The sequence below is a fragment of the Foliimonas ilicis genome (assembly GCF_039939195.1).
In the GTDB taxonomy this organism is placed as follows: Bacteria; Pseudomonadota; Alphaproteobacteria; order Rhizobiales; family Rhizobiaceae; genus Foliimonas; species Foliimonas ilicis.
Genome location: NZ_JBDUUH010000011.1, coordinates 191,266 through 214,850 on the forward strand (window position 1 = coordinate 191,266; position 23,585 = coordinate 214,850).

A 23,585-nucleotide genomic window follows, 5' to 3' on the forward strand; every position below is an offset into this window, starting at 1 on the left:
CGACACCCCCACATCGGAATCGCATAAGGACAAAAACCCACCTCTTATGGAGGACTAATGCAACCAAACATTGCATGTCAATAATGCAGCGCTCGCGCGGCAACATTAAGTTAAAAATTTGGCAATCAATATTAGTTTATGCTAATTTACTTATACATATAATACAAATAATCCAAAATCATATTTTATATTTGAGTTCTATATTTATGAATTTCACCATTATATGGAAATCGTTGAAATATATATTTGACGCCTGATGTTTGTTTTTCCGGGCGTTATAGATTTGAAAATACCGTTTTCAGATGCTGATTTATGGGGCATGCGCGTTCGTCGCTACGACCGCGAGTACGCCGACAGGCCCTCATGAAGCGCATCGAATACCAGTCGCACCCGCTGCACATTTCTCAGGTCTTCGTGCATCACCACCCAGGTATCCAGCGGAATGTCCACGACGCCGGGCAGGACGCGGACAAGATTGGCATCGCGCTTGGCCAAACCGGCATGGCAGACGCCAATGCCAATTCCAGCGCGGATCGCGGCAAGCTGGCCAAGATCGCTGTCTGTCCGGAAAGCAAAGTCATCGCGCCGGAATGACAGACCCAAATCGCGCACCGTCCGAACGCCGATGGTTTCTGTTTCAAAGCCGATCAGCGCAAAGCGGGGCAAATCAGCAAGTGCTGCAGGCGTGCCTTGGGCATCGAGATAGCCCTGCGTTGCGTGCAGCCCCAGCCGGATCGCGCCGACATGACGGGCAACGAGGGCCGCCTGTACCGGCCTGACCATGCGCACCGCGATATCGGCTTCGCGGCCCAGCAAATCCTCGCTCCTGTTGTTGAGACCAAGTTCGATTTCGAGTTCCGGATGCCGGTTCCGCAAATCGGCCAGGATGGCCGGCAGAACCTCCACCCCCACCACCTCGCTTGCAGTGATGCGCACCGTTCCCGATGCAGAGGCGGCTTCCGCCGACGCCGCTCGTGTGAACGAGTCCGCCGCGTGGGCCATCGCTTCAGCATGCGCGGCGAGGTCGATGGCGATCGGGGTTGGCAGCAAGCCGCTGGGCGAGCGGGTGAACAGAGCAACCCCATGATCCTGCTCCAGATCTTCGATACGCCGCCGCACGGTTGGTTGCGCGATCCCCAGAGCACGGGCCGCGGCAGAAAGACTTCCCTCCCGCATGACCGCGAGAAAAGCGCGCTGCCGTTCCCAATCTGTTATTTCCGGCCTGATATGCTTGCTCATATATTTTGTACTAGCTGACTGACAAAGATTGTCAATTTTATACGAATACCAACGCGGCCATATTGGGCGGGTCAACACAGGAGCCCATCATGGCTATTTCACATTCTGCGGCGGGCGTACCGCCCCGCCGAACACCCGGTTATGTCGTTTATTCGGCTCTGGCCGTTCCCATCCTCATCATCGGCCAATTTGCCCTGCTGGCCGTTCTGCCGATTGCCTTGCTTTTATTTGGAACCTGGCGCGATCTCAGGGGCCGCGCACTGCGCTGGTGGGCCGGGCTTGCAGCCCTGCTCTACGCGGCTGCCCTGGCGATCTGGCAGCTCAATCCAAATGGTGCCGAAAGCCTGTCCAAGGACATCCATCCGCTCCTCGCCGGCTTGATCGTCGCCGCCGCGATCATCCTGCTCGCCAAAATCTATCGGCGCCGGACACGCTGACCCGTTTTAATCAATCACAGGAGAAGAAAATGATCTTGATCACTGGTGCGACCGGCAATGTCGGCACTGAAATTCTCAAACATCTTGTGAAGCAAGGTGTGCCCGCCAAAGCCATGGTTCGCTCGACTGCGTCGGCCGATAAACTCGCAGGTTTTTCCGGCATCGAGCCGGTCATTGCCGACTTCGACGATCCAAGCTCACTGGAACGCGCACTCACGGGCATCGAAACCGCATTTCTGCTGACCAATTCATCCGAGCGGGCCGAAACGCAGCAATTGGCATTTGTCGCGGCGGCCAAGCGGGCGGGTGTCCGCCATCTGGTCAAGTTCTCGCAAGTGCACGCCGCCTCGGATTCACCCGTCCGGTTTCTGCGTTACCATGCGATTGTCGAACAGGCGATCATGGCCTCCAGAATGGCCTATACGATCTTGCGGTCCAATCTGTTCATGCAGGAATTGCTGTCATTTCGCGACAGCATAAAGGGCGGCAAGCTGTTCGCCCCGATTGGCGACGCCAGGATCAGCCTGGTCGATATCCGCGATCTGGCGGCCGTGGCCGTCGTGGCAATGACCCGGCCCGGACAGAACAAGACCTACGACCTGACCGGCCCCGAAGCCCTCAGCCATGACGAGATTGCGGAAAAAATTGCGGCGGTGGTCGGGTGGCCGGTAAAGTTCGTGCCGATCGACCCCGATGCGATGCGGCAAGCCTTGGCTGAATTTGGCATTCCGCAATGGCAAGCGGATGGCGTCATCGAGGATTATGCCCACTACGCCCGCAATGAAGCGGCCGAAATCAGCGGTGATATAGCCTCAGTCCTCGGCAAAAACCCAACGACGCTCGACACATTCCTCAACGAATACCGCTCCTCTCTCGTCGCCCAAGAGGAGATGCAGCATGAGCGTTAAGCCGAAGAAGATGGCCTAAATCATTCCCATTCGATCGTGCCGGGCGGCTTGCTTGTCACGTCGTAGACGACGCGGTTGATGCCGCGGACTTCGTTGATGATGCGGGTGGCGGCGCGGCCGAGGAAGTTCATGTCGTAGTGGTAGAAATCGGCGGTCATGCCGTCGACGGAGGTCACGGCGCGGAGCGCGCAGACGAATTCGTAGGTGCGGCCATCGCCCATGACGCCGACCGTCTGGACCGGCAAGAGCACGGCGAAAGCCTGCCAGATCGCGTCGTAGAGACCCGCCTTGCGGATTTCATCGAGGTAAATCGCATCGGCTTCGCGCAGGATTTCGAGCTTTTCGCGCGAAATGCCGCCGGGGCAGCGGATTGCGAGGCCCGGTCCCGGAAACGGGTGGCGGCCGATGAAATGATCGGGCAGGCCGAGTTCCTTGCCGAGCACGCGCACTTCGTCCTTGAAGAGTTCGCGCAGCGGCTCGACCAGCTTCATGTTCATGCGGTCAGGCAAGCCGCCGACATTGTGGTGCGACTTGATGGTCGAGGAAGTCGCGCCGGTGAATGACACGCTCTCGATAACGTCCGGGTAGAGCGTGCCCTGTGCGAGGAAATCCGCGCCGCCGAGCTTTTCTGCCTCTTCCTCGAAAACCTCGATGAAGAGACGGCCAATCGTCTTGCGTTTCGTTTCAGGGTCGCTCTCGCCTTCGAGCGCGGAAATGAAACGATCCGACGCATCGACCATGATGAGCGGTAGATTGTAATGCTCGCGGAACATGGCGACGACTTCCGCCGCCTCGTTCTTCCGCATCAGGCCGTGATCGACCAGAATGCAGGTGAGCTGTTCGCCGACCGCCTCGTGGATCAGAAGGGCCGCAACGGAGGAATCCACGCCGCCCGAAAGCGCACAGATGACCTTGCCCTTGCCAACCTGTTGACGGATCGCCTCGATGGCCTGCTCGCGGTAAGCGGCCATCGTCCAGTCAGATTTCAGACCGGCAATGCGATGCACGAAATTTGAGAGCAGCTTCGCGCCGTCCGGCGTGTGAACGACTTCCGGGTGGAACTGGACGGCGTAGAATTTGCGCTTCTCATCAGCAATCGCAGCATATGGCGCGCCATTCGACGTGCCGACAACGCGGAAGCCCTCCGGCAGCGCGGTTACGCGGTCGCCATGGCTCATCCACACCTGATGGCGTGTGCCTTTTGCCCATACGCCGTCGAATAGTGCGCAATCATTCTCGATCTCGAGGAAGGCGCGGCCGAATTCGCGGTGATGGCCGCTCTCGACCTTGCCGCCAAGCTGCGCGCACATGGTCTGTTCGCCGTAGCAGATGCCGAGAACGGGAATGCCTGCCTCGAAAACGGCCTGCGGCGCGCGCGGGCTGCCAATATCGACCGTGGAGTGCGGGCTGCCCGAAAGGATCACCGCTTTCGGCTTGATCGCCGCGAAAGCTTCGCCTGCCGACTGGAACGGCACGACTTCGGAATAGACGCCGGCTTCGCGGATGCGCCGGGCGATGAGCTGCGTCACCTGGCTGCCGAAGTCGATGATGAGAACTGTGTCGGGATGATTTTCGGTTGTCATGGCGGGCATTTAAAGAAAGAAACGAGTCGGCGCAATGGGTTGCGTTATCCAGACCTCACAGCTTGATCGCGCCATCTTCCAGTGCGTTGCCAAGCAGGCCGACCGCATGGCCGAGTTTTTCATCGATGACATGCAGATATTCCGTCCAATCGTTGATGTGGGTCAGTTCGGCCACACCGTCGGAAATGCCGCGCAGTCCGATCAGCGGCAGGCCGAAAAGCTGGCATGCGCGCAACACTGCGAATGTCTCCATATCGACCATGTCGGCGGCGATCAGATCGTAGGCAGAACCGGAAACGATGTTGGCGCCGGTCGACAGGCTGGCTTGCTTGATGCCGGGAATGCGCAACGGCAATTCAAGAACCGCAGGCAGATCGAGGAAAGGCGTTCGTCCTTTTTCGAAACCGAGCGCGGACGCGTCCATGTCGCGGTAGCTGACCGAAACCGCCTGATAGATTTCCGCCTGTTCGAGTGTGCGGCTTCCGGCCGATCCGAGCGAGACGACAAGATCAGGCAGTGTATTTTTGGCGTTCAGTTTGGCCAGTTCCGCGCCGAGCGTCACGCCTGCCTCGACCGGGCCGACGCCGGTTATGAAGGGCGTGAAAAGCGCTTTCAGATGCGGGCCATATTCGGCATCTGCAGCCATGACGAAAAGGATGTTCTTGCCGCCAAACCGCGTGACGAGTGACAAGTCAGCCTTCCATGCCGTCGCGGCCGACGACGGTCATCATCGTGCCGGTCATGGTCGCGACCAGCTTCGCCTCGCCATCCGCTGCAATCGCATAGGCCTGTCCATCCGCCACAATAATCGTGCGGCCGGGCTTGGTCACAGACCCGCGAAACAGGAAGCGTTCGCCCTTGCCGGGTGCCAGAAGATTGACCTTGAATTCGATCGTCAGCACTGCCGCGTTTTCCGGCATCAGCGAATAGGCGGCGTAGCCACAGGCAGAATCCAGCGCGGTGGAAATGACGCCCGCATGGAGAAAGCCGTGCTGCTGGGTGAGATTTTGCGAATAGGGCATCTCGATTTCGATGATGCCGGGTGTAACGAGCGTCAACTCCGCGCCGATTGCTTTCATTACGTTCTGACGTGCGAAGGAACTGCGGACGCGTTCCTCATAATTCGGCGACGGAATGATGTTTGAGGCCATGAGATTGCCCTTTCCTGCCCTACGAAATAAGCGAAAGCGGCGTTACAGGCAAATGCAAATGCTGCATTGCAACATAACGATCCAACAATCGCCGAAATATTTGCCGGATCAGTTGCGCTGAGCGGTCTGCTCGTCCCGCAAACGCTGGACTTCGCGGCGTTTGTTGACCAATGAAGCGGCAATGACCCCCAGCGCGACGACCGCGATCAGCAGCGTACAGGCGGCGTTGATTTCAGGTGTCACGCCAAGACGCACCTGGCTGTAAATCTTCATCGGCAGGGTCGTTGCGCCCGGACCGGAGGTGAAGCTCGCAATCACCAGATCGTCCAGCGAAAGGGTGAAAGCCAGCATCCAGCCGGAAACGACGGCAGGCAGAATGACCGGCAGCGTCACCTGAAAAAACGTCTTGAAGGGCGGCGCGCCGAGATCCATCGCGGCTTCCTCCAGCGACCTGTCGAAGGTGAGCAGGCGCGACTGCACGACGACCGCCACGAAACACATCGAGAAGGTGATGTGGGCCAGCGTTACCGTCAGGAACCCGCGATCCAGACCGATGGCCACGAAGAGCAGAAGAAGCGATAGGCCGGTGATGACTTCGGGCATGACCAGCGGTGCAAACACCATGCCGGAGAACAATACGCGCCCCTTGAAGCGCGTGTAGCGTGTCAGCGCGAGTGCTGCCATCGTGCCCAGAATGGTCGCGACGGTTGCCGATGCGAGGCCGACGCGGATCGTCACCCATGCCGCGTCCATCAGGCCGCGATTGTTGAAAAGCGAGACATACCATTTGGTCGAGAAACCCGCCCAGACGGTCACAAGACGTGACTCGTTGAACGAGAAGATCACCAGAAGCACGATCGGCAGATAGAGGAATGCGAACCCCAGGACGATCGAGCAGATATTGAAGCGGCTCCAAGTGCTGTTCATCGCGCCCTCACCGGTCCAGTTCTTGTGCGCGGGCCTGCGCCTGCTGGAAAATCATGATCGGAATGACCAGCAGCAGCAGCAATATCACCGCCACTGCCGACGAAACCGGCCAGTCGCGATTGGCGAAGAACTCGTTCCACAGCGTCTTGCCGATCATCAGCGTCTGCGACCCGCCGAGAAGATCGGGGATGACGAATTCGCCGACAGCCGGGATGAAGACGAGCAGGCAACCCGCGACGACACCGGGCAGCGAAAGCCGGAAGGTGATCTTCCAGAAGGCGCTTATCGGCGGACAGCCGAGGTCGTTCGCCGCCTCGATCAGCGAATAATCCATTTTTTCGAGTGCCGAATAGAGCGGCAGGATCATGAATGGCAGGTAGGAATAGACGATACCGATATAGATCGCCGTATGGGTGTTGAGGATGATCAGCGGCTGGTCGATGGCGCCGATCCAGAACAGGAACTGGTTGAGCAGGCCTTCCGGCTTCAAAATGCCTATCCAAGCGTAGACGCGGATCAGGAAGCTCGTCCAGAAAGGCAGGATCACCAGCATCAGAAGTGTGGGCCGCCACGTCGCCGGTGCACGCGCCATGCCATAGGCAATCGGATAGCCCACAAGCAGGGCAATGAACGTTGAAATGCCCGCGATCGTTACGCTGGAAACGTATGCGTTGAAGTAAAGCGCATCTTCAGTCAGCCAGACATAATTGTCGAAGCTCAGCTCCCTGAGCTGTTGAAAAAAAACGCCGATGCCGTTTTCCAGGCTGAAAGCCGGTGTGTAGGGCGGCATCGCGATTTCGGTCTGCGACAGCGAAATCTTGAAAACGATGATGAACGGGACAAGGAAGAATACGAACAGCCAGATATAGGGAACGAGGATGACGAGCCGTTCCATGAAGCCCGACAACAGTCTTCCGGCAAAATTCGGCCTGTGCACGGCAGCAGATGTTTGGGCTTGAACGGCCATGTCTGCGCCCCTCTACCGCGTCAACACGACGCCGGCGTCGGGCGCGAAGGAAATCCACGCCCGGTCCTGCCATGTCAACGGGTCTTCCACGACGCGCGATGCGTTGAGCGTGCTCGCCTTGACCACCTGACCGTCATCCAGCTTGACGTGATAAACGGTCATGTCGCCGAGATAGGCGATGTCGTAAATCTCACCCTCGACAGCGTTGCTCGAAACGTCCTGCGGCTTTTTTGAGGAAACCTTGATCTTTTCGGGCCTGATCGCAAAGGCGACTGGCTCGCCCTGCTCTGCCGAGCCGAAATTCTGGCTGCGGATTGCGAAACCACTGCCTGCGGTGATCTTCGCGCCTGTCTCGTCCAGCGTATCGAGCTTGCCCTCGAACAAATTCACATTGCCGACGAAACCGGCGACGAAACGCGAACCCGGTGCTTCGTAGATTTCGGCAGGCGTGGCGACCTGCATCACCTCGCCCTTGTCCAGAATGGCGATGCGGTCGGCCATCGTCATCGCTTCTTCCTGATCGTGCGTCACGACGAGGAAGGTCAGGCCGAGATTCTGCTGAAGATCCATCAGTTCGAACTGCGTTTCCTCGCGCAGCTTCTTGTCGAGCGCGCCCAGCGGCTCATCCAGAAGCAGCACCTTCGGCCTTTTCGCGACCGAACGCGCGAGCGCCACGCGCTGGCGTTGTCCGCCGGAAAGCTGGTGCGGCTTGCGCTTGGCAAATTGCGTGAGCTTTACCAGCCGCAGCATTTCGGCAACGCGCGCTTCGATCTCGGCTTTCGGCATGCCTTCCTGCTTGAGACCGAAGGCGATATTCGCCTCGACGCTCATATGCGGAAACAGCGCATAGGACTGGAACATCATGTTGACGGGCCGTTTATACGGCGGAATGCCGCGCAAATCCTGCCCGTCCAGCAGGATGCGCCCGGATGACGGCTCGTCGAAACCGGCGAGCATTCGCAGCAGCGTGGACTTGCCGCAACCCGAAGCGCCCAGAAGCGCGAAGAACTCGCGCTCGAAGATCGAAAGCGACAGATTGTTGACTGCCGTGAAGTCGCCGAAGCGCTTCGTGATATTTTCAAAGACGATGTAGGGCTTGGCTTGTGGATCGGTCCACGGCGAAAAACTCCTCCGGATGCTGCCAAGCGATGTCATTCAATCCTCTCCGCTCTTTTCTGGCCGGACGTTCAAGAGCCCCGGTTCGACCGGGGCTCTCTACGCTTCTTATTGACCTGTGACGATCTTGGTCCAGCTACGCGTCACCAGACGCTGCGTCTTTGAATCGTAAGGCGCGACGGTCCAGAGTTTGTTCAGCGTTTCGTCGTCCGGATAGATTGCCGGATCGTCGAGGATTTCCTTATCGACGAATTCCTGCGCGGCCTTGTTGCCGTTCGGGAAATAGACGTAGTTCGTGGCTTTCGCCGCGACTTCCGGCTTCATGATGTAGTTCAGGAATTCATGCGCTTCCTCGACATTCTTGGCATCGGCCGGGATCGCCATCTGATCGAACCACATTTCCGCGCCTTCCTTCGGGATCGAATAGCCGACAACGACACCCTGATCGGCTTCCGCAGCGCGGTCGCGCGCCTGGAACACGTCGCCCGACCAGCCGACAGCCAGGCAGATGTCGCCATTTGCCAGCGCGTTGATGTATTCGGAAGAGTGGAATTTGCGGATGTAAGGGCGGATCTTGAGCAGCGCTTCTTCAGCCTTGGCCAGATCTTCCGGCTCCTTGCTCTCAGGGTTCAGGCCAAGATAATGCAAGGTGGTCGGGATGATGTCGGTCGGCGAATCCAGAACATAGACGCCGCAATCGGCAAGCTTGGCCAGCTTTTCCGGGTTGTAGAAAATGTCCCACGTATCGACTTCATCGATACCGAGCGCTTCCTTCACCTTGGTTTCATTGTAGCCGAGGCCGACAGTGCCCCACATATAGTTGATCGAATATTCGTTGCCGGGGTCGTATTTCGCCATGCGCGTGGTCACGACATCCCACATATTGGAAAGGTTCGGCAGCTTCGACTTATCAAGCTTCTGGTAGACGCCCGCCTGAATCTGGCGAACGAGGAACGGGCTTGCGGTCGGCACGACTACGTCATAGCCACTGCCGCCAGCCAGCAGCTTCGTTTCAAGGATTTCGTTGGAATCGAAGACGTCGTAGACGACTTTGATGCCGGTTTCCTTGGTGAATTCGGAGATGACGGAATCGTCGATATAGTCGGACCAGTTGTAAACGTTGACAACACGTTCCTGAGCCTGTGCGGCAAAGCTGGACATAGCCAGCAAAGCCGAGGCCGCCGACAGCCAAAGCGCATTACGGATCATTAAAATCTCCTATTGATTCAAGCCCCTTCCCGGCCTTCGCAGTGCAGCGTGACCGGATTTTGCAGTCAGCCTATTGGCCTTTTTGCAAGGCGACAAGCGCGAAATGGCAGATTGCGGCAAGACTTGAACGACGCAAGGTCAATTCGGCGCAGGCATTCCGGTCGTGCCGGGTCGTTGCGGACGCGATTGGCGCCGGAATTCCAGCGAAATATGCACCAGAAGCGCCGTAAACACGACCGCACCGCCAATTATGGTGCGCGTGGATGGCACTTCGGCGTGGATCAGCCACACCCAGACCGGGCCAAGCAAAGTTTCGAATGTTCCAAGCAGCGCGGCAAAGGCCGCAGGCACCAGCCGAGCGCCGGTTGCGAAGAAGGCAAGCCCAAGCCCAAGATTGAGCGCGCCGAAGGCAAACAGAAACGCCATGTCGCGCGACGAGACCAGCAGCGTTTCTGCATGAATGGCGGAAAAGCCTGCGGCAAAGATCGTGCCGAGGCACGTCGCGGGCGTCATCCGCACATGCGAAAACCGTCTGGTGATGACGGTTGCGATTGCAAAAACGGTCGCGATCAGCACAGCCAGACCATCGCCGATGGGCGAAACCTGACCGTTGAAAGATTCCGACACCATGATCGCGACACCGCAAATCACGGCGGCAATGGCGATCCATGTCGCGGTCGCCACCCGCTCGCGGAAAAGCACCCATGCGAACAGCGCCGCCAGCAGCGGCACGCCGGCCTGCATCAAAAGGACATTGGCGACCGTCGTATAGGAGAGTGCCACGACGAAACTCGATGAGGCTATTGCAAAGCAAAGCGCGACAGCAAATCCCGGCAGGCCCATATCGCGGAAAAGTTTTAGCGTGCCGCGTCCGCCATCGCGCCAGATCATGAAACCGAGAAGAAATACCGCGGCCCAGACGGAGCGCCAGAACACGACAGTCCAGCTATCGCCAGTATCGATGAAGCGGGCGATTGCGCCACCGAAACTCCAGCAAAGCGCGGACAGGAAGACAAGCAAAAGCCCGATCTTCTCTTCCTGCGGCGAGACAGGTGCGAGTTGGCCGCGAGCGGCCGGAACAACAGCGGAATCACTCATCGCACAACCATCTCGATAACCCGCAGCAAAAGCGGTTATTCCGCTTATCGCAGCCAAGACCTGGCCGCGTGGCCCAAGGAAAGCTCAACCATTATGGCACCCGGTGTAGCGCTCTATTGAAAATCGAAAGCGCTCAATCCCGTCACCATTTCGTCCAACCCAAGCGGTCGCGTGATCGGCGGTTCGGCACGCGACAGGCAGCCCGGCCTTTCGCAAAGTCTGCATGCTGGGCCAACCGCCGTGACGCCGCCGTTCAGCATAGCGGGAAGTGCCGTCGCATAAACGATCTCGTCGCGATACGCGATGTCGCAACCAAGCAGGATTGCGGTGCGGCGCGGACGTTCGGTAAATGTGCCCTGCGGCCCTTCCAGCGTGCGCGCAATCGTCAAAAATTCCGCGCCGTCCGGCATTTCCACCGCTTCGACCAGAATCTGCCCCGGTTGGCTGAACGCGGCGTGCACCGGCAGTTTCGGGCATGCGCCACCAAAACGGCTGTGCGGATAGCCTTGCGCACCTGCCCGCCTGAAACGATGCCCGGCATTGTCGATTTCCATCATGAAGAAAGGCACGCCGGAAGCGCCAGCCCGCTGCAATGTCGTCAGCCGGTTTGCCGCCTGTTCGAATGAAACGCCGAAACGCGACCGCAGCAGATCGACATCGTAACGCCCGCGCCCGGCGGCAGACTGAAACGCCTGATAAGGCATCATCAGCGCATGTGCCGCATACCGCGCCAGTTCGAACCGGGCGAGACGCCGCGCTTCGTCTGACGACAATTTCAGCGCCTGTACTTCCGCGGCAATCGCCACCTGCATGCGGATGAGACAGGCTTCCATCGCCACTTCGCGCAACTGGTCGAAAGGCGAAAGCCGCTCCGATATGAACAGCCGCTGCGAATGCTTGTCATAGCGGCGACGCCAGTTCGGCATGGTCGCGACCGGCAGGATTTTGACGACGATGCCGTATTCGCGCCGCAGCCACTCCTTCAAAGCACCGATCAAATCGTCACCGGGCTTCAGAAGCTGCGTGAACGCGTCCGCCTCTTCCTCTATTGACTGAAAATAGTTCTGACGCCGCTCGAAAACCTCGTGCACCTCGTCGATCGGCAACCGCGCGGAGGAAAGGGCGGTCGAATGGCCTTCATGCGCCAGAAGCTCCGACAGATCGGAAAGGCGTCCGGCCTGCTCCTTATAGGCGCGGAAAAGCTTGATCACTGCCGCTGCCGCATTTGGCGCACCCTCGGCGATCTCGACAAGCTCCTGATCGCCGGGCAGCTCGCCTGAAAGCAGTGGATCAGCGAACACCTCGCGCAACGCCGCAATCGAGCCGCCCGCCTCGCCCTGCAACTCCTCCGGCTCGATCTTGTAGACGGAAGCCAGCCGTAGAATGAGCTGTACGGTCAGCGGCCTCTGGTTGCGCTCGATCAGATTGAGATAGGACGGCGAGATGCCCAGCCCTTCCGCCATCGCAGTCTGGGTCAGCCCCTTGGCATTGCGGATGCGCCGTATGCGCGGCCCGGCAAAGATTTTCTGTTCAGCCATCAGACACCACCTCCCCTCCTTATTCCGAGCGACGCTTTGATTTACAAATATTTTACACGATGTTTCGATTTACAATTTTGACAAATTTACAAATCACTCTTGTAAATCCCAACACAGATTTTCCCGATTATATCCCGGTATTCTGCAGTTTTTATAGCCTTCATCACACTGAAATGTAAATCTCGTCACAAGCTTTCGGTCAACAGGCCGCCGGATCATGTCACATCGCAGATTGCTCGGAGATTATAATGACTGATTTTTACAACCTTGTCCCATCCGCACCGAAGGGCCGCTTCGACGGCATCGAACGCTCCTATACCGCCGAGGATGTAAAGCGACTGCGCGGCTCGGTTCAGATCAAGCATAGCCTGGCCGAAATGGGTGCGAACCGTCTCTGGAAGCTCATTCACCAGGAAGATTTCGTCAACGCGCTCGGCGCGCTGTCGGGCAATCAGGCGATGCAGATGGTGCGTGCCGGATTGAAGGCGATCTACCTTTCGGGCTGGCAGGTTGCAGCAGACGCCAACACCGCGTCTTCCATGTACCCGGACCAGTCGCTCTATCCGGCCAATGCCGCCCCCGAACTCGCAAAGCGCATCAACAAGACGCTGCAGCGCGCCGATCAGATCGAGACGTCGGAAGGCAATGGCCTGTCGGTCGATACCTGGTTCGCACCCATCGTTGCCGATGCCGAAGCAGGCTTCGGCGGCCCGCTGAACGCGTTCGAAATCATGAAGGCCTTCATCGAGGCGGGTGCTGCTGGCGTCCACTATGAAGACCAGCTCGCGTCAGAAAAGAAGTGCGGCCATCTGGGCGGCAAGGTGTTGATCCCGACTGCGGCACACATCCGCAATCTGACCGCGGCGCGTCTCGCCGCCGACGTCATGGGCACGCCGACGCTGGTCATTGCCCGCACCGATGCCGAGGCCGCAAAGCTTTTGACATCCGACATCGATGAGCGCGACCAGCCCTTCGTCGATTACGACGCGGGCCGCACTGTCGAGGGCTTCTACAATGTGAAGAACGGCATCGAGCCCTGCATTGCGCGCGCAGTCGCCTATGCCCCGCATTGCGACCTGATCTGGTGCGAGACGTCGAAGCCCGATCTGGAGCAGGCACGCAAATTTGCCGAGGGCGTGCACAAGGCACATCCGGGCAAGCTGCTCGCATACAATTGCTCGCCATCGTTCAACTGGAAGAAGAACCTCGACGACGCGACGATCGCCAAATTCCAGCGTGAGCTGGGCGCGATGGGTTACAAGTTCCAGTTCATCACGCTGGCCGGTTTCCATCAGCTCAATTTCGGCATGTTCGAACTGGCGCGCGGCTACAAGGATCGCCAGATGGCGGCCTATTCGGAGCTTCAGGAAGCCGAGTTCGCAGCCGAGGTAAACGGCTACACCGCCACCAAGCACCAGCGCGAAGTCGGCACCGGCTATTTCGATGCCGTTTCGGTTGTGATCACCGGCGGCAAATCTTCAACCACTGCAATGCACGGCTCGACCGAACACGAACAGTTCAGGCCGGCAGCCGAATAATCCCAGCATCAAACCCGAAGGAGGAACAGATGCACACGGAAACCACCATAGCCCCCAAGACCAGGGTCAAGGAACGCGCCGAGGAACAGTCTTCGAGCATGAGTGCGGACCAGCAGACGGCGATCCGTATGCTCGCCAACGACCTGCATCGCCTCAACCAGTCCGTGATGAAAGCGGTGGAGGCCGGTGTCTCGGTTGAGCTCGTCCGCTCGGCCCGCCATCACGGCGGCGCAGGAAACTGGGGCGATCTGCTCATTCCGGTGGTCGTCACGCAATCTTCGGCAAGCTGACTTTTCGGCGCCGACAATCCCGCTCCAACAACAGATAATCCGCGATGCTTGCCATCGCGGATTATCTGCGTTTGGAAACTTGCCAATCAAAACTTCATTATTGCGGAATCTTGACGATTATTCCCCGCATTGAACTTTCGTAGTGTTGACAAAATCACTCATCAAATCTATCGCCCCTCAACCTCAAATTGAGATACAATCGTTTTGTAGTCTCAATCAATCGGTTGGCCATTTCAATCGATTAACCCGGTCTGGATGATGCGTGGATAGTCGAAAAGAAGCTGTAACATTCGATCTGCAGAGAGTGCTCATAGTGAGCGCATCGCCGATCAATTCGGTAGTTGTATCGCGGATCGTCACCTTGTGCGGTCTGAAGGCAACGAAAAATCTGCCGGATGTCGCAATCGGCTCGATGTGGCCGCAATGCCCCGGCACGATCATTCTCGACGATGCACATAAGGCCAAGGGCTTTGACGAAATACTCACGCACCTGACATCGTTGCGAACCGCATCGGAGGGGCAGCAGCCCATGGTCATCCTGCTGTCCACCGAAACGCGGCTGGATGAAAACGCACCGATCGCCGGTATCATCGACGAAGTGATTGCAAAGCCGATCACGACCGAAGGCCTGCTGCCTATCCTGGACCGGCTTTCGAAACGTCAAGCATCTGATTCAGGCCAATAAAAACCGAGCCCCCTTTCCTTTCCGAATTTGCCCCGGCTATACTCGATCATCTGAAACATACTCTGGTGATTGATGCCCGTCGCAAAGAAGGAAGCCCGTACGTCCAAAGCAGGGACGCGCGTTCGTACTCCTGAGTTCGTCAAAAATCTTCGAGGCGTCAAGAACTGGAAAGAGGTCAGCGCCTGGCTCGAATGGCGCGGCATCGAAGACATTGAATGCATCACGCCCGACCAGGCCGGTGTTGCCCGCGGCAAAATGATGCCGTCGAAAAAATTCACGTCAAACACCTCTCTGGCGCTGCCTTCCGCAGTCTTCATGACGACGATTACCGGCGGCTACCCCGAAGACGGCAATGGCTTCGCCTACCCGGAAGACGATGGCGATCTGAAGCTCGTTCCCGACCTTTCGACGCTTTCCGTCGTGCCGTGGGAATCCGATGCAACTGCGCAGGTCATCTGCGATCTGGTGCATCAGGACGGGCGCTCCGTCGAGTTCACGCCGCGCAACGTGCTGAAGCGCGTTGTGGCCGCTTACGACAAGCTCGGCCTTCGCCCGGTCGTCGCACCCGAAATCGAATTCTACCTCGTCCGCAAAAACCCGGACCCGGATTATCCGCTGACCCCGCCGGTCGGCCGCTCCGGCCGCCCCATCGGCGGCGGTGCAGGTTACTCCATCGCGGGCGTCAATGAATTCGACGAACTCATCGACGACATCTATCATTTCTCGGAAAGCCAGGGTCTCGAGATCGACACGCTGATCCACGAAGAAGGTGCCGGTCAGCTAGAAATCAATCTGCGCCATGGCGACCCGATCGAGCTTGCCGATCAGGTGTTCCTGTTCAAGCGCACGATCCGCGAAGCTGCCCTGAAGCACGACACGTATGCGACCTTCATGGCCAAGCCCATTCAGGGTCAGCCGGGGTCGGCGATGCATGTTCACCAGTCGATCATCAACAAAAAGACCGGCAAGAACATCTTCTCTTCCGAAGATGGTGGCGAAACCGAAGCGTTCGCGCATTTCATCGGCGGCATGCAGCGCCATGTGCCGAACGCGCTGGTCATGCTGGCGCCTTACGTGAACTCGTATCGTCGCTTGACACAGTCGGCGTCCGCGCCGGTCAACAACAAATGGGGTTACGACAATCGCACCGTCGCGTTCCGCGTTCCGCGTTCGGACCCGGCCGCACGCCGCGTCGAAAACCGCATTCCGTCATCAGATGCGAACCCATATCTCGCTCTCGCTGCCTCGCTGGCTTGCGGGCTGATCGGCATGGAAAAGCGCATCGTGCCTGACGCGCCAATGGTCAAGACTGCGAATGCGGACGAGATCGATCTGCCGCGCGGGCTGCTCGAGGCCGTCGATCTTTTCGAGGGCGATGAAGCACTGCGCGACGCGCTGGGCGGTTCGTTCGTCGCGACCTATGCGGCAATCAAACGTGCCGAATTCGAGACGTTCATGGAAGTGATCAGCCCGTGGGAGCGCGAGTTTCTGCTGCTCAATGTTTGAGTGAGTAGCGAATAGTGAGTAGCGAATAGAAAATGCCGCCAGTGGAGCCGACGATTTTGTCACTTTTCCCTATTCGCTATTCGCTATTCGCTATTCGCTCATTTCCATGACCTACACCTCCCCCATATCCCCCGGTCGCTCCTGGTATGAAGACACGGCGGGCGAGCGGCCCGCCTACCCGGCGCTCGACGGCGACCGGAAAGCCGATGTCGCCATTATCGGCGGCGGGTTTACGGGTCTTTCGGCGGCCGCGCATCTTGCGAAATCCGGCACTAATGTCGTGCTTGTCGATGGCGCGCGTTTTGGCGATGCAGCGTCCGGGCGCAATGGCGGCCAGCTCGGCACCGGCCAGCGTTCATGGGCCGAAGAACTCGAAGCCGAATTCGGGCTGACCCGCGCAAAAGCGCTGTTCGATTTAGCGGAAGAGGCGAAGGCCCATCTGTTCGAATTTACGACCGCTAACGGCATCGAAATCGACTACATGCCCGGCCAACTCTCGGTCGCGCACAAAAAGCGCTATGTGGACGATTACAAAGCCCATGCCGAAAATATGGCGACGCGTTTCGGCTATTCGCATATTTCCTTCATGGACGAGGCCGAAACAGCCGAAAGGCTGGGTTCATCGCGTTATTTCGGTGGCGTACGCGATACGGGAACCGGCCATATACATCCGTTGAAACTCGTTATCGGCACCGCCCGCGTTGCGGCGGAAGCCGGTGCGCATCTTTTCGAAAATACGAAAGCCAGCAGCGTTGTGGCGCAAAACGGCAAGGTCATCGTCACAACGCCTTCCGGCACGATCACCGCGGACAAATGCCTGATCGCCGTCAATGCCTATGGCGGGAACCTCGAACCGGTCAGCGCTTCCCATATCATGCCGATCGGCTCCTTCATCGGCGCGACCGTACCTCTCGGCGCAGACAGTCCGGTTATTCCGGGCGGCGAGGCGGTTGCGGATTCACGTTTCGTGGTGCGCTATTTCCGTAAATCGAAGGATGGACGGCTGCTGTTCGGCGGTCGCGAAGCCTATACGACCGCGGACCCCAGCGACATCGCATCTTCCATTCGCGCGCAGATCGCGGAGCTCTATCCGTCCTTGAAGGATGTCGAAATCACCCATGGCTGGGGCGGTTATGTGGGCATCACGATGCCGCGAAAACCCTTCGTTCGCGAGGTCATGCCGAACGTCATTTCGGCAGGCGGCTATTCCGGCCACGGCGTCATGCTGGCCAATTACGTCGGCAAGCTTTACGCCGAAACAGTCAGCGGCAACCGCGACCGGCTCAAGCTTTTCGAGGATTTGAAGGTTCCAGCCTTCCCAGGCGGGCGCACCTTCCGCGCCCCGCTGCTGTTCCTGGCACTCAACTGGTTCGCGTTGAGGGACCGAATTTAGGGTCGCTTTGTGCGTGCTTCGACAAGCTCAGCATGAGGGAAGGAATTCACCCCGGAAACATATCAAAATAAGGCTGTGCCTCCCTCAAAACCCTCGCAAATGAATCCCGTTTCATCAGCCGGTCCAGATAGGGTTGAAGGTTTTGGTGCTGCGGGTCGAAAGGCACCACCTTCTGCGCATAGAACAATGCAGGTGCCGCCGCGCAATCGGCCATGGTGAAGTGGTCGCCGGTTGCCCAGATATTGCCTTCAAGGCTCTTGTCGACAACGCCATATCTCGTCTTGAGGCATTCTTTCGCATCGGCCACGCCATGCGGATCGCACTCGCCCTCAGGGCGAAGTCTGTCGGTCACGATCTTCTGCATCGGCAATTGCAGATAATTGTCAAATATCCGGTCGGCCAGCCGCGCCTTTAATGCCAGATCGGGATCGGATGGCACGAGTTCGACCGGCCCCGGATAATGCTGCGCCAGATATTCGATGATGATCGTCGATTCCGGTATCGTTCGATCCGCTTTCTCGTCGCGAAGAACCGGCATTTTTCCGATCGGCCACAACGCCAGGAATTCGGCTTCGGCTTCCGCGCCCAGTTCAAGCAGCTTCGTCTCGAACGGCACATCGTTTTCGTAAAACGCGATCAGAACCTTGTGACAAAAGGACGAAAGCGGGTGAAAATAGAGTGTAAGAGACATGCTCAACTCTCCTGCGCGACGAATTTTCCGTCGATATAAGTCTCGCCGAAAAATACGTGAATGGTTTTGACCTTGTCGCCTTCGAAGGTGAAAAACTCCGTGTTGCGGAATGTCTTGCCTTCATTGGTCACGCATTTGTACGTCACGAATGCGCGGTCTCCCTCCTCCATAATTTCTTCCACCACATGCTCGCGGATGCGTCCCGCATTCGGCCAGCAACGTTCGAAATATACCACACGGTCGATCGCGTCGTCGTAAGGGCTCGTGAAGCGCAAATCGTCGGCAAGCAGGCTTTCGATCATGGTCCGGTTCTTTGTGTTGTAGGCTTTGAAGCAGTCTCGAACAATGTCGGCTTTCGCGCGCATTTCGATTTCCTCCCATACTGATTGCTTTTAACAACCAGTTGCACTGTATGACCATTGATGCGATATTGCAACCGGTCTCAATGGAAGGCAAAAATGAAAGAAGAAAAGCGCTCCGGCTGCCCGATCAATCTGTCACTCGAAGTGTTCGGCGACAAATGGAGCCTGCTCATAATCCGCGACATGATTTTCGGCGGAAAACGGCATTTTCGCGAGCTTCTGCGCTCCGAAGAAGGCATTTCGAGCAACATCTTGGCCGACCGCATGAAGATGCTTGTCGAGCAGGGAATGCTGACCAAGACGGACGATCCGAGCCATAAGCAGAAGGCGATCTACAGCCTGACCGAAATGGCGATTTCGTTGGTTCCCATCATGGCGCATCTTGGATCGTGGGGGCGTCGCTGGCTCAATGTCAGCCCCGAATTAAGCATCCGAGCCGAGCTTCTCGAAAAGGGCGGACCGGACATGTGGGACGCATTCATGCGCGAATTGCGCGCCGAACATCTGGCCGAACCCCGGACGGATTCAGGCCACTCCGTACGCGCGCAGCTTCAGGCGGCTTATGAAGAAACTGTCGCCCGGCAAAAATCCCTACCCTGACATCGGGCCTTCACAGCTCTATGCTGCATTGCGAACAGATTTGCGGTCAACACTGCACCAGCCAGAAAAGCGGACTGGACCGGTGTCGATCTCGAATATGTGACAGTGTGACACTTGGAATTTTAAATCGATTAGATTATATCGCGACTCATACAGGCCCACACAGACTTTCGGGCTAAATGGACGAAACATGACCAGTCAGATAATTCCCGTCGACCCATTCGACTTCATCATTTTCGGCGGAACCGGCGATCTTGCCGAACGCAAACTCCTGCCGGCGCTCTATCAGCGCATGAAGGCGGGCCAGTTTTCAGACGATACGAACATCATCGGCGCATCGCGCTCCAAAATGAGCGACGCCGAGTATCAGTCCTTCGCGCGCAAGGCGATTTCCGAGCATGTGAAGGCCGACGAAATCGACAAGAAGGAGGTCGAGCGCTTCCTCAAGCGGCTGTCCTACATCGCTATCGACGCGATGTCCGGCGACGGTTTCGATGATTTGAAGAAGGCCCTCGGCAACAGCGACCAGATCAGGGTTTTCTACCTCGCAGTTTCGCCCTCCCTGTTCGGCAATATCTCGGCCAATCTCAAAAAAAGCGATCTGGTTACCCCGACGTCGCGCATCGTCATGGAAAAGCCGATCGGCCGCGATCTGGCTTCCGCACGCGAATTGAACGACCAGATCGGCACGGTCTTTTCCGAGCAGCAGATCTTCCGCATCGACCATTATCTCGGCAAGGAGACGGTGCAGAATCTGATGGCGCTTCGGTTTGCCAATGCGCTCTATGAGCCGCTCTGGAACTCCGCCCATATCGATCATGTGCAGATCACCGTTGCCGAAACGGTCGGCCTCGAAGACCGCGTGACCTATTACGACAAGGCCGGTGCGCTGCGCGACATGGTGCAGAACCACATGCTGCAACTTCTCTGCCTCGTCGCGATGGAAGCACCTGCTTCGATGGAAGCCGATGCCGTGCGCGACGAAAAGCTGAAGGTGCTGCGTTCACTCAAGCGCATCAACGGACAGGAAGCGCCGAAATCGACCGTGCGCGGACAATATCGCGCAGGCGCTTCGGGCAACGGTCCGGTCAAGGGCTACATCGAAGAACTCGGCAATGCGCAGAGCGACACCGAGACTTTCGTGGCGATCAAGGCCGAAATCGCGAACTGGCGCTGGACGGGCGTGCCTTTCTATTTGCGCACCGGCAAGCGGCTGGCTTCGCGCGTTTCGGAAATCGTCATCGAGTTCAAGCCGATCCCGCATTCGATCTTCGAGGAAGGTGCGGGCAACATCACCGCGAACCAGCTCGTCATCCGCTTGCAGCCCGACGAGGGCGTCAAGCAGTGGATCATGATCAAGGATCCGGGCCCGGGCGGCATGCGCCTGCGCAACGTGCCTCTCGATATGAGCTTTGCCGAAAGCTTCCATGAACGCAATCCGGACGCCTATGAGCGCCTGATCATGGATGTGGTGCGCGGCAACCAGACGCTGTTCATGCGCCGCGACGAGGTCGAGGCTGCGTGGAAATGGATCGATCCGATCCAGAATGCGTGGCGCGACAGCCGTCAGGAAGCGCAGGGTTACACGGCCGGAACCTGGGGTCCGTCCTCATCCATCGCGCTGATCGAGCGCGATGGCAGAACGTGGCACGAGACCTGATCCGATGAGTGCACCCGCCGCCAACTGGCACGAATATTCATCGTCCGAAGCGCTCGCCATTGGCTTTGCGGAGCGCGTCGCAGACGTGCTTTCCCAAGCGATCGAAGCGCGCGGCACCGCGCGGATCGCCCTGTCGGGCGGCTCTACGCCCGGCCTCTTCTTCCGCACTCTTTCGCGGCAGAAGCTGGATTGGGAAAAGGTCGTCGTGACACTGATCGACGAGCGTTTCGTGCCAGAAGATTCGCCGCGTTCGAATGCCGGTCTGGTCGCATCCAATCTGTTGCAGAACGAAGCGGCGAACGCCCGGTTCGTGGCGCTCTATTCGCCTCAGACCGATGTCGAGACTGCGGCGCGGCTGGCCGATACGGTTTTCGCGGACAGAGCATTGCCGCTCGATGCGGCGATCCTCGGCATGGGAACGGACGGGCACACCGCATCGTTCTTCCCCGACGCCGACAATCTCGACGCCTTGCTTGATCCGAATGCGGCATCAAACGTCCTGCCGGTTCATGCACCAAGCGGCGGTGAGCCAAGATTGACGCTGACATTGCCGCGTATCGTCGAGGCAGGATTTATCGCGCTTCACATCGAAGGTGCCGCGAAAAGGCGCGTTCTGGAAGCAGCATTGGGGCCGGACAAGCATCTGCCCGTCCGCTCCGTTTTCGACCATGCCAAACTGCCCGTTCAGGTGTTCTGGGCAGAGTAAAAACAGACATGTCGCCCAAGGAAACTGACAGTCGCGGTTTTCGGACATGTCCCGAAAGGACCGATCGTCATGACCGCCAGAAGTGACATTCAAGCCATCACGGATCGTATTCGCGAAAGATCGAAGCTTTCGCGCGGCATCTATCTCGAGCGCATCGCGGCAGCCTCGACCCGCGGGGCAAACCGCGCAGTGCTTTCCTGCGGCAACCTTGCCCACGGTTTTGCCGTATGCAGCCCTTCGGAAAAGATCGCACTCGGCGAAGATCGCGTGCCGAATATCGGCATCATCACCTCCTACAATGACATGCTTTCGGCACATCAGCCCTTCGAGACGTATCCGCAACTGATCAAGGAAGCGGCGCGTGAAGCAGGCGGCATCGCGCAGGTCGCGGGAGGCGTTCCAGCCATGTGCGACGGCGTTACCCAGGGCCAGCCGGGCATGGAGCTTTCGCTGTTCTCGCGCGATGTCATCGCCATGGCAGCCGCAGTCGGCCTCAGTCACAATATGTTCGATGCGGCGGTGTTCCTCGGCGTCTGCGACAAGATCGTGCCGGGTCTGGCGATTGCCGCCCTCACCTTCGGCCATCTGCCTGCGGTCTTCATTCCAGCCGGGCCGATGACGACCGGCCTGCCGAATGACGAAAAGGCACGGGTTCGCCAGCTTTATGCGGAAGGCAAGGTCGGTCGTCCCGAATTGCTGGAGGCGGAATCGAAATCCTATCACGGCCCCGGCACCTGCACCTTCTACGGTACAGCCAATTCCAACCAGATGCTGATGGAAATCATGGGCCTGCATACGCCGGGCGCATCCTTCGTCAATCCGGGTACGCCCTTGCGCGACGCGCTGACGCGCGAGGCGACGAAGCGCGCGCTGGCGATTACCGCGATGGGCAATGCCTACACGCCGGTCGGGCGCATGATCGACGAGCGCTCCATCGTCAACGGCATTGTCGGGCTTCATGCCACCGGTGGCTCTACCAACCACACGATCCATCTGATCGCGATGGCTGCGGCAGCCGGCATCAAGATTACTTGGCAGGATATTTCCGACATTTCCGACGCCGTGCCGCTGCTGGCCCGCGTCTATCCGAACGGATTGGCAGATGTGAACCATTTCCATGCGGCGGGCGGGCTCGGCTTCCTGATCCGTGAATTGCTGGATCACGGCTATCTGCATGAAGATGTGCAGACCATCTGGGGCGAAGGTCTGCGGCCCTATGCGATAGAGGCAAAGCTCGCGCCTGACGGCAGCGTGGTGCGCACGCCCGCACCTGCGCAGAGCGGCGATCCGAAAGTGATTTCCACCGCAGCAGAGCCCTTCCAGGCGACGGGCGGATTGAAGGTCCTGTCCGGCAATATGGGTCACGCGATTATCAAGACATCCGCCGTCAAGCCGGAACGCCGCGTCGTCGAGGCTCCGGCGCTGGTACTCGACAGCCAGCAGGCGCTGAACGACGCCTTCAAGGCAGGCACGCTCGACCGCGATTTCGTCGCCGTCATCCGTTTTCAGGGGCCGAAGGCAAACGGCATGCCCGAACTGCACAAGCTGACGACGATCCTCGGCATTCTGCAGGATCGCGGGCGCAAGGTGGCGCTGGTCACGGATGGCCGCATGTCCGGCGCGTCGGGTAAGGTTCCCGCCGCAATCCATGTCACGCCAGAGGCTCTCGAAGGCGGCCCTATCGGCAAGGTTCGCGATGGCGACATCGTGCGGCTCGATGCCGATGCAGGCACGCTGGAAGTGCTGGTTCCGGCTGGCGATTTCGCTTCGCGCACCGTGCCGGTGATGGATCTGTCGGAAAACAGCCACGGCTTCGGACGCGAGCTTTTCGAAGGCTTCCGCCAGCTCGCGGCACGCGCTGACCAAGGCGCGAGTGCGTTTGGGACTGCGGCTTAGTACCACCGACCACGACATTACACCTCTGCGTCATCCCGGCGAAGATCCGGGATGCATGCCGTGCCGCACCCTTCATTACGCTGGC

Annotated in this window: 23 protein-coding genes; 11 read left to right on the forward strand and 12 right to left on the reverse strand. The window is 58.5% G+C overall.

Annotation, left to right across the window (positions count from 1 at the left end):
• Positions 1–333 precede the first annotated feature (333 nt).
• Entirely contained in the window at positions 334–1,239 is a 906-nt protein-coding gene (locus tag ABFT80_RS21690) for a LysR family transcriptional regulator (RefSeq protein ID WP_347974037.1), read from the reverse strand.
• An 89-nt stretch (positions 1,240–1,328) separates the two neighbouring features.
• Between ABFT80_RS21690 and ABFT80_RS21695 the strand changes: the two genes are divergently transcribed.
• Together ABFT80_RS21695 and ABFT80_RS21700 are read left to right on the forward strand one after the other, a co-directional pair.
• Complete coding sequence (locus ABFT80_RS21695) at positions 1,329–1,676, forward strand: hypothetical protein (protein ID WP_347974038.1); 348 nt, start codon at positions 1,329–1,331, stop codon at positions 1,674–1,676.
• Positions 1,677–1,705: 29 nt separating this feature from the next.
• Complete coding sequence (locus ABFT80_RS21700) at positions 1,706–2,584, forward strand: SDR family oxidoreductase (protein ID WP_347974039.1); 879 nt, start codon at positions 1,706–1,708, stop codon at positions 2,582–2,584.
• Between the two features lie 20 nt (positions 2,585–2,604).
• On the opposite strand, the gene guaA is transcribed toward ABFT80_RS21700, so the two are convergent.
• The 9 genes from guaA to ABFT80_RS21745 all read right to left on the reverse strand — a co-directional run bounded on the left by guaA (position 2,605) and on the right by ABFT80_RS21745 (position 12,173).
• Positions 2,605–4,167 carry a glutamine-hydrolyzing GMP synthase gene (gene guaA, locus ABFT80_RS21705; RefSeq protein ID WP_347974040.1) on the reverse strand — a complete coding sequence of 521 codons (1,563 nt, stop codon included), beginning with the start codon at positions 4,165–4,167 and terminating at the stop codon, positions 2,605–2,607.
• 55 nt (positions 4,168–4,222) lie between these two features.
• Positions 4,223–4,858: a 5'-methylthioadenosine/S-adenosylhomocysteine nucleosidase gene (locus ABFT80_RS21710; RefSeq protein WP_347974041.1), complete on the reverse strand. Its 636-nt coding sequence runs from the start codon at positions 4,856–4,858 to the stop codon at positions 4,223–4,225.
• Position 4,859: 1 nt separating this feature from the next.
• Positions 4,860–5,318, reverse strand: coding sequence for a PaaI family thioesterase (locus ABFT80_RS21715; RefSeq protein WP_347974042.1), 459 nt, complete (start codon positions 5,316–5,318; stop codon positions 4,860–4,862).
• A 108-nt stretch (positions 5,319–5,426) separates the two neighbouring features.
• A complete protein-coding gene (locus ABFT80_RS21720; protein ID WP_347974043.1) occupies positions 5,427–6,245 on the reverse strand; it encodes an ABC transporter permease in 819 nt (272 codons plus the stop codon).
• Between the two features lie 7 nt (positions 6,246–6,252).
• Positions 6,253–7,212, reverse strand: a complete 960-nt coding sequence (locus ABFT80_RS21725) for an ABC transporter permease subunit (RefSeq protein ID WP_347974044.1) — start codon at positions 7,210–7,212, stop codon at positions 6,253–6,255.
• Positions 7,213–7,224: 12 nt separating this feature from the next.
• On the reverse strand, positions 7,225–8,367 hold the full coding sequence (locus ABFT80_RS21730; RefSeq protein WP_347974045.1) for an ABC transporter ATP-binding protein: 1,143 nt from the start codon (positions 8,365–8,367) through the stop codon (positions 7,225–7,227).
• 69 nt (positions 8,368–8,436) lie between these two features.
• A complete protein-coding gene (locus ABFT80_RS21735; protein ID WP_347974046.1) occupies positions 8,437–9,537 on the reverse strand; it encodes a polyamine ABC transporter substrate-binding protein in 1,101 nt (366 codons plus the stop codon).
• A gap of 138 nt (positions 9,538–9,675) precedes the next feature.
• A complete protein-coding gene (locus tag ABFT80_RS21740; protein WP_347974047.1) occupies positions 9,676–10,635 on the reverse strand; it encodes a DMT family transporter in 960 nt (319 codons plus the stop codon).
• 113 nt (positions 10,636–10,748) lie between these two features.
• Entirely contained in the window at positions 10,749–12,173 is a 1,425-nt protein-coding gene (locus ABFT80_RS21745; protein ID WP_347974048.1) for a helix-turn-helix domain-containing protein, read from the reverse strand.
• A 248-nt stretch (positions 12,174–12,421) separates the two neighbouring features.
• Here ABFT80_RS21745 and aceA point away from each other — a divergent pair, with 248 nt between their 5' ends.
• From aceA to ABFT80_RS21770, 5 genes are all read left to right on the forward strand, one after another.
• Positions 12,422–13,711, forward strand: a complete 1,290-nt coding sequence (gene aceA / locus ABFT80_RS21750; RefSeq protein WP_347974049.1) for an isocitrate lyase — start codon at positions 12,422–12,424, stop codon at positions 13,709–13,711.
• A gap of 47 nt (positions 13,712–13,758) precedes the next feature.
• The gene (locus ABFT80_RS21755; RefSeq protein ID WP_347974069.1) at positions 13,759–14,001 is read left to right on the forward strand and encodes an SMc00767 family acetate metabolism repressor; all 243 of its coding nucleotides are present in this window, start codon (positions 13,759–13,761) and stop codon (positions 13,999–14,001) included.
• Positions 14,002–14,314: 313 nt separating this feature from the next.
• The gene (locus ABFT80_RS21760; protein ID WP_347974050.1) at positions 14,315–14,686 is read left to right on the forward strand and encodes a response regulator; all 372 of its coding nucleotides are present in this window, start codon (positions 14,315–14,317) and stop codon (positions 14,684–14,686) included.
• 72 nt (positions 14,687–14,758) lie between these two features.
• Entirely contained in the window at positions 14,759–16,192 is a 1,434-nt protein-coding gene (locus ABFT80_RS21765; RefSeq protein WP_347974051.1) for a glutamine synthetase family protein, read from the forward strand.
• Between the two features lie 106 nt (positions 16,193–16,298).
• Complete coding sequence (locus ABFT80_RS21770; RefSeq protein WP_347974052.1) at positions 16,299–17,585, forward strand: NAD(P)/FAD-dependent oxidoreductase; 1,287 nt, start codon at positions 16,299–16,301, stop codon at positions 17,583–17,585.
• A 46-nt stretch (positions 17,586–17,631) separates the two neighbouring features.
• On the opposite strand, the gene ABFT80_RS21775 is transcribed toward ABFT80_RS21770, so the two are convergent.
• Together ABFT80_RS21775 and ABFT80_RS21780 are read right to left on the reverse strand one after the other, a co-directional pair.
• Positions 17,632–18,276 carry a glutathione S-transferase family protein gene (locus ABFT80_RS21775; RefSeq protein ID WP_347974053.1) on the reverse strand — a complete coding sequence of 215 codons (645 nt, stop codon included), beginning with the start codon at positions 18,274–18,276 and terminating at the stop codon, positions 17,632–17,634.
• Between the two features lie 2 nt (positions 18,277–18,278).
• Positions 18,279–18,641, reverse strand: a complete 363-nt coding sequence (locus ABFT80_RS21780; protein WP_347974054.1) for a nuclear transport factor 2 family protein — start codon at positions 18,639–18,641, stop codon at positions 18,279–18,281.
• Between the two features lie 93 nt (positions 18,642–18,734).
• Between ABFT80_RS21780 and ABFT80_RS21785 the strand changes: the two genes are divergently transcribed.
• The 4 genes from ABFT80_RS21785 to edd all read left to right on the forward strand — a co-directional run bounded on the left by ABFT80_RS21785 (position 18,735) and on the right by edd (position 23,500).
• Positions 18,735–19,238: a winged helix-turn-helix transcriptional regulator gene (locus ABFT80_RS21785; protein ID WP_347974055.1), complete on the forward strand. Its 504-nt coding sequence runs from the start codon at positions 18,735–18,737 to the stop codon at positions 19,236–19,238.
• A 190-nt stretch (positions 19,239–19,428) separates the two neighbouring features.
• The gene (gene zwf / locus ABFT80_RS21790; protein WP_347974056.1) at positions 19,429–20,898 is read left to right on the forward strand and encodes a glucose-6-phosphate dehydrogenase; all 1,470 of its coding nucleotides are present in this window, start codon (positions 19,429–19,431) and stop codon (positions 20,896–20,898) included.
• A 4-nt stretch (positions 20,899–20,902) separates the two neighbouring features.
• Positions 20,903–21,604 carry a 6-phosphogluconolactonase gene (pgl, locus tag ABFT80_RS21795; RefSeq protein ID WP_347974057.1) on the forward strand — a complete coding sequence of 234 codons (702 nt, stop codon included), beginning with the start codon at positions 20,903–20,905 and terminating at the stop codon, positions 21,602–21,604.
• 69 nt (positions 21,605–21,673) lie between these two features.
• Positions 21,674–23,500, forward strand: a complete 1,827-nt coding sequence (gene edd, locus ABFT80_RS21800; protein ID WP_347974058.1) for a phosphogluconate dehydratase — start codon at positions 21,674–21,676, stop codon at positions 23,498–23,500.
• The last annotated feature ends 85 nt before the right edge of the window (positions 23,501–23,585 follow it).

Bases quoted from the DNA above. Each gene is read 5' to 3' on its own strand.
- ABFT80_RS21740 (WP_347974047.1), bottom strand. From the start codon at position 10,635: ATGAGTGATTCCGCTGTTGTTCCGGCCGCTCGCGGCCAACTCGCACCT.
- ABFT80_RS21690 (WP_347974037.1), bottom strand. From the start codon at position 1,239: ATGAGCAAGCATATCAGGCCGGAAATAACAGATTGGGAACGGCAGCGC.
- ABFT80_RS21720 (WP_347974043.1), bottom strand. From the start codon at position 6,245: ATGAACAGCACTTGGAGCCGCTTCAATATCTGCTCGATCGTCCTGGGG.
- edd (WP_347974058.1), top strand. From the start codon at position 21,674: ATGACCGCCAGAAGTGACATTCAAGCCATCACGGATCGTATTCGCGAA.
- ABFT80_RS21775 (WP_347974053.1), bottom strand. From the start codon at position 18,276: ATGTCTCTTACACTCTATTTTCACCCGCTTTCGTCCTTTTGTCACAAG.
- ABFT80_RS21715 (WP_347974042.1), bottom strand. From the start codon at position 5,318: ATGGCCTCAAACATCATTCCGTCGCCGAATTATGAGGAACGCGTCCGC.
- ABFT80_RS21730 (WP_347974045.1), bottom strand. From the start codon at position 8,367: ATGACATCGCTTGGCAGCATCCGGAGGAGTTTTTCGCCGTGGACCGAT.
- ABFT80_RS21725 (WP_347974044.1), bottom strand. From the start codon at position 7,212: ATGGCCGTTCAAGCCCAAACATCTGCTGCCGTGCACAGGCCGAATTTT.
- guaA (WP_347974040.1), bottom strand. From the start codon at position 4,167: ATGACAACCGAAAATCATCCCGACACAGTTCTCATCATCGACTTCGGC.
- ABFT80_RS21770 (WP_347974052.1), top strand. From the start codon at position 16,299: ATGACCTACACCTCCCCCATATCCCCCGGTCGCTCCTGGTATGAAGAC.
- aceA (WP_347974049.1), top strand. From the start codon at position 12,422: ATGACTGATTTTTACAACCTTGTCCCATCCGCACCGAAGGGCCGCTTC.
- pgl (WP_347974057.1), top strand. From the start codon at position 20,903: ATGAGTGCACCCGCCGCCAACTGGCACGAATATTCATCGTCCGAAGCG.
- ABFT80_RS21785 (WP_347974055.1), top strand. From the start codon at position 18,735: ATGAAAGAAGAAAAGCGCTCCGGCTGCCCGATCAATCTGTCACTCGAA.
- zwf (WP_347974056.1), top strand. From the start codon at position 19,429: ATGACCAGTCAGATAATTCCCGTCGACCCATTCGACTTCATCATTTTC.
- ABFT80_RS21695 (WP_347974038.1), top strand. From the start codon at position 1,329: ATGGCTATTTCACATTCTGCGGCGGGCGTACCGCCCCGCCGAACACCC.
- ABFT80_RS21765 (WP_347974051.1), top strand. From the start codon at position 14,759: ATGCCCGTCGCAAAGAAGGAAGCCCGTACGTCCAAAGCAGGGACGCGC.
- ABFT80_RS21780 (WP_347974054.1), bottom strand. From the start codon at position 18,641: ATGCGCGCGAAAGCCGACATTGTTCGAGACTGCTTCAAAGCCTACAAC.
- ABFT80_RS21745 (WP_347974048.1), bottom strand. From the start codon at position 12,173: ATGGCTGAACAGAAAATCTTTGCCGGGCCGCGCATACGGCGCATCCGC.
- ABFT80_RS21735 (WP_347974046.1), bottom strand. From the start codon at position 9,537: ATGATCCGTAATGCGCTTTGGCTGTCGGCGGCCTCGGCTTTGCTGGCT.
- ABFT80_RS21700 (WP_347974039.1), top strand. From the start codon at position 1,706: ATGATCTTGATCACTGGTGCGACCGGCAATGTCGGCACTGAAATTCTC.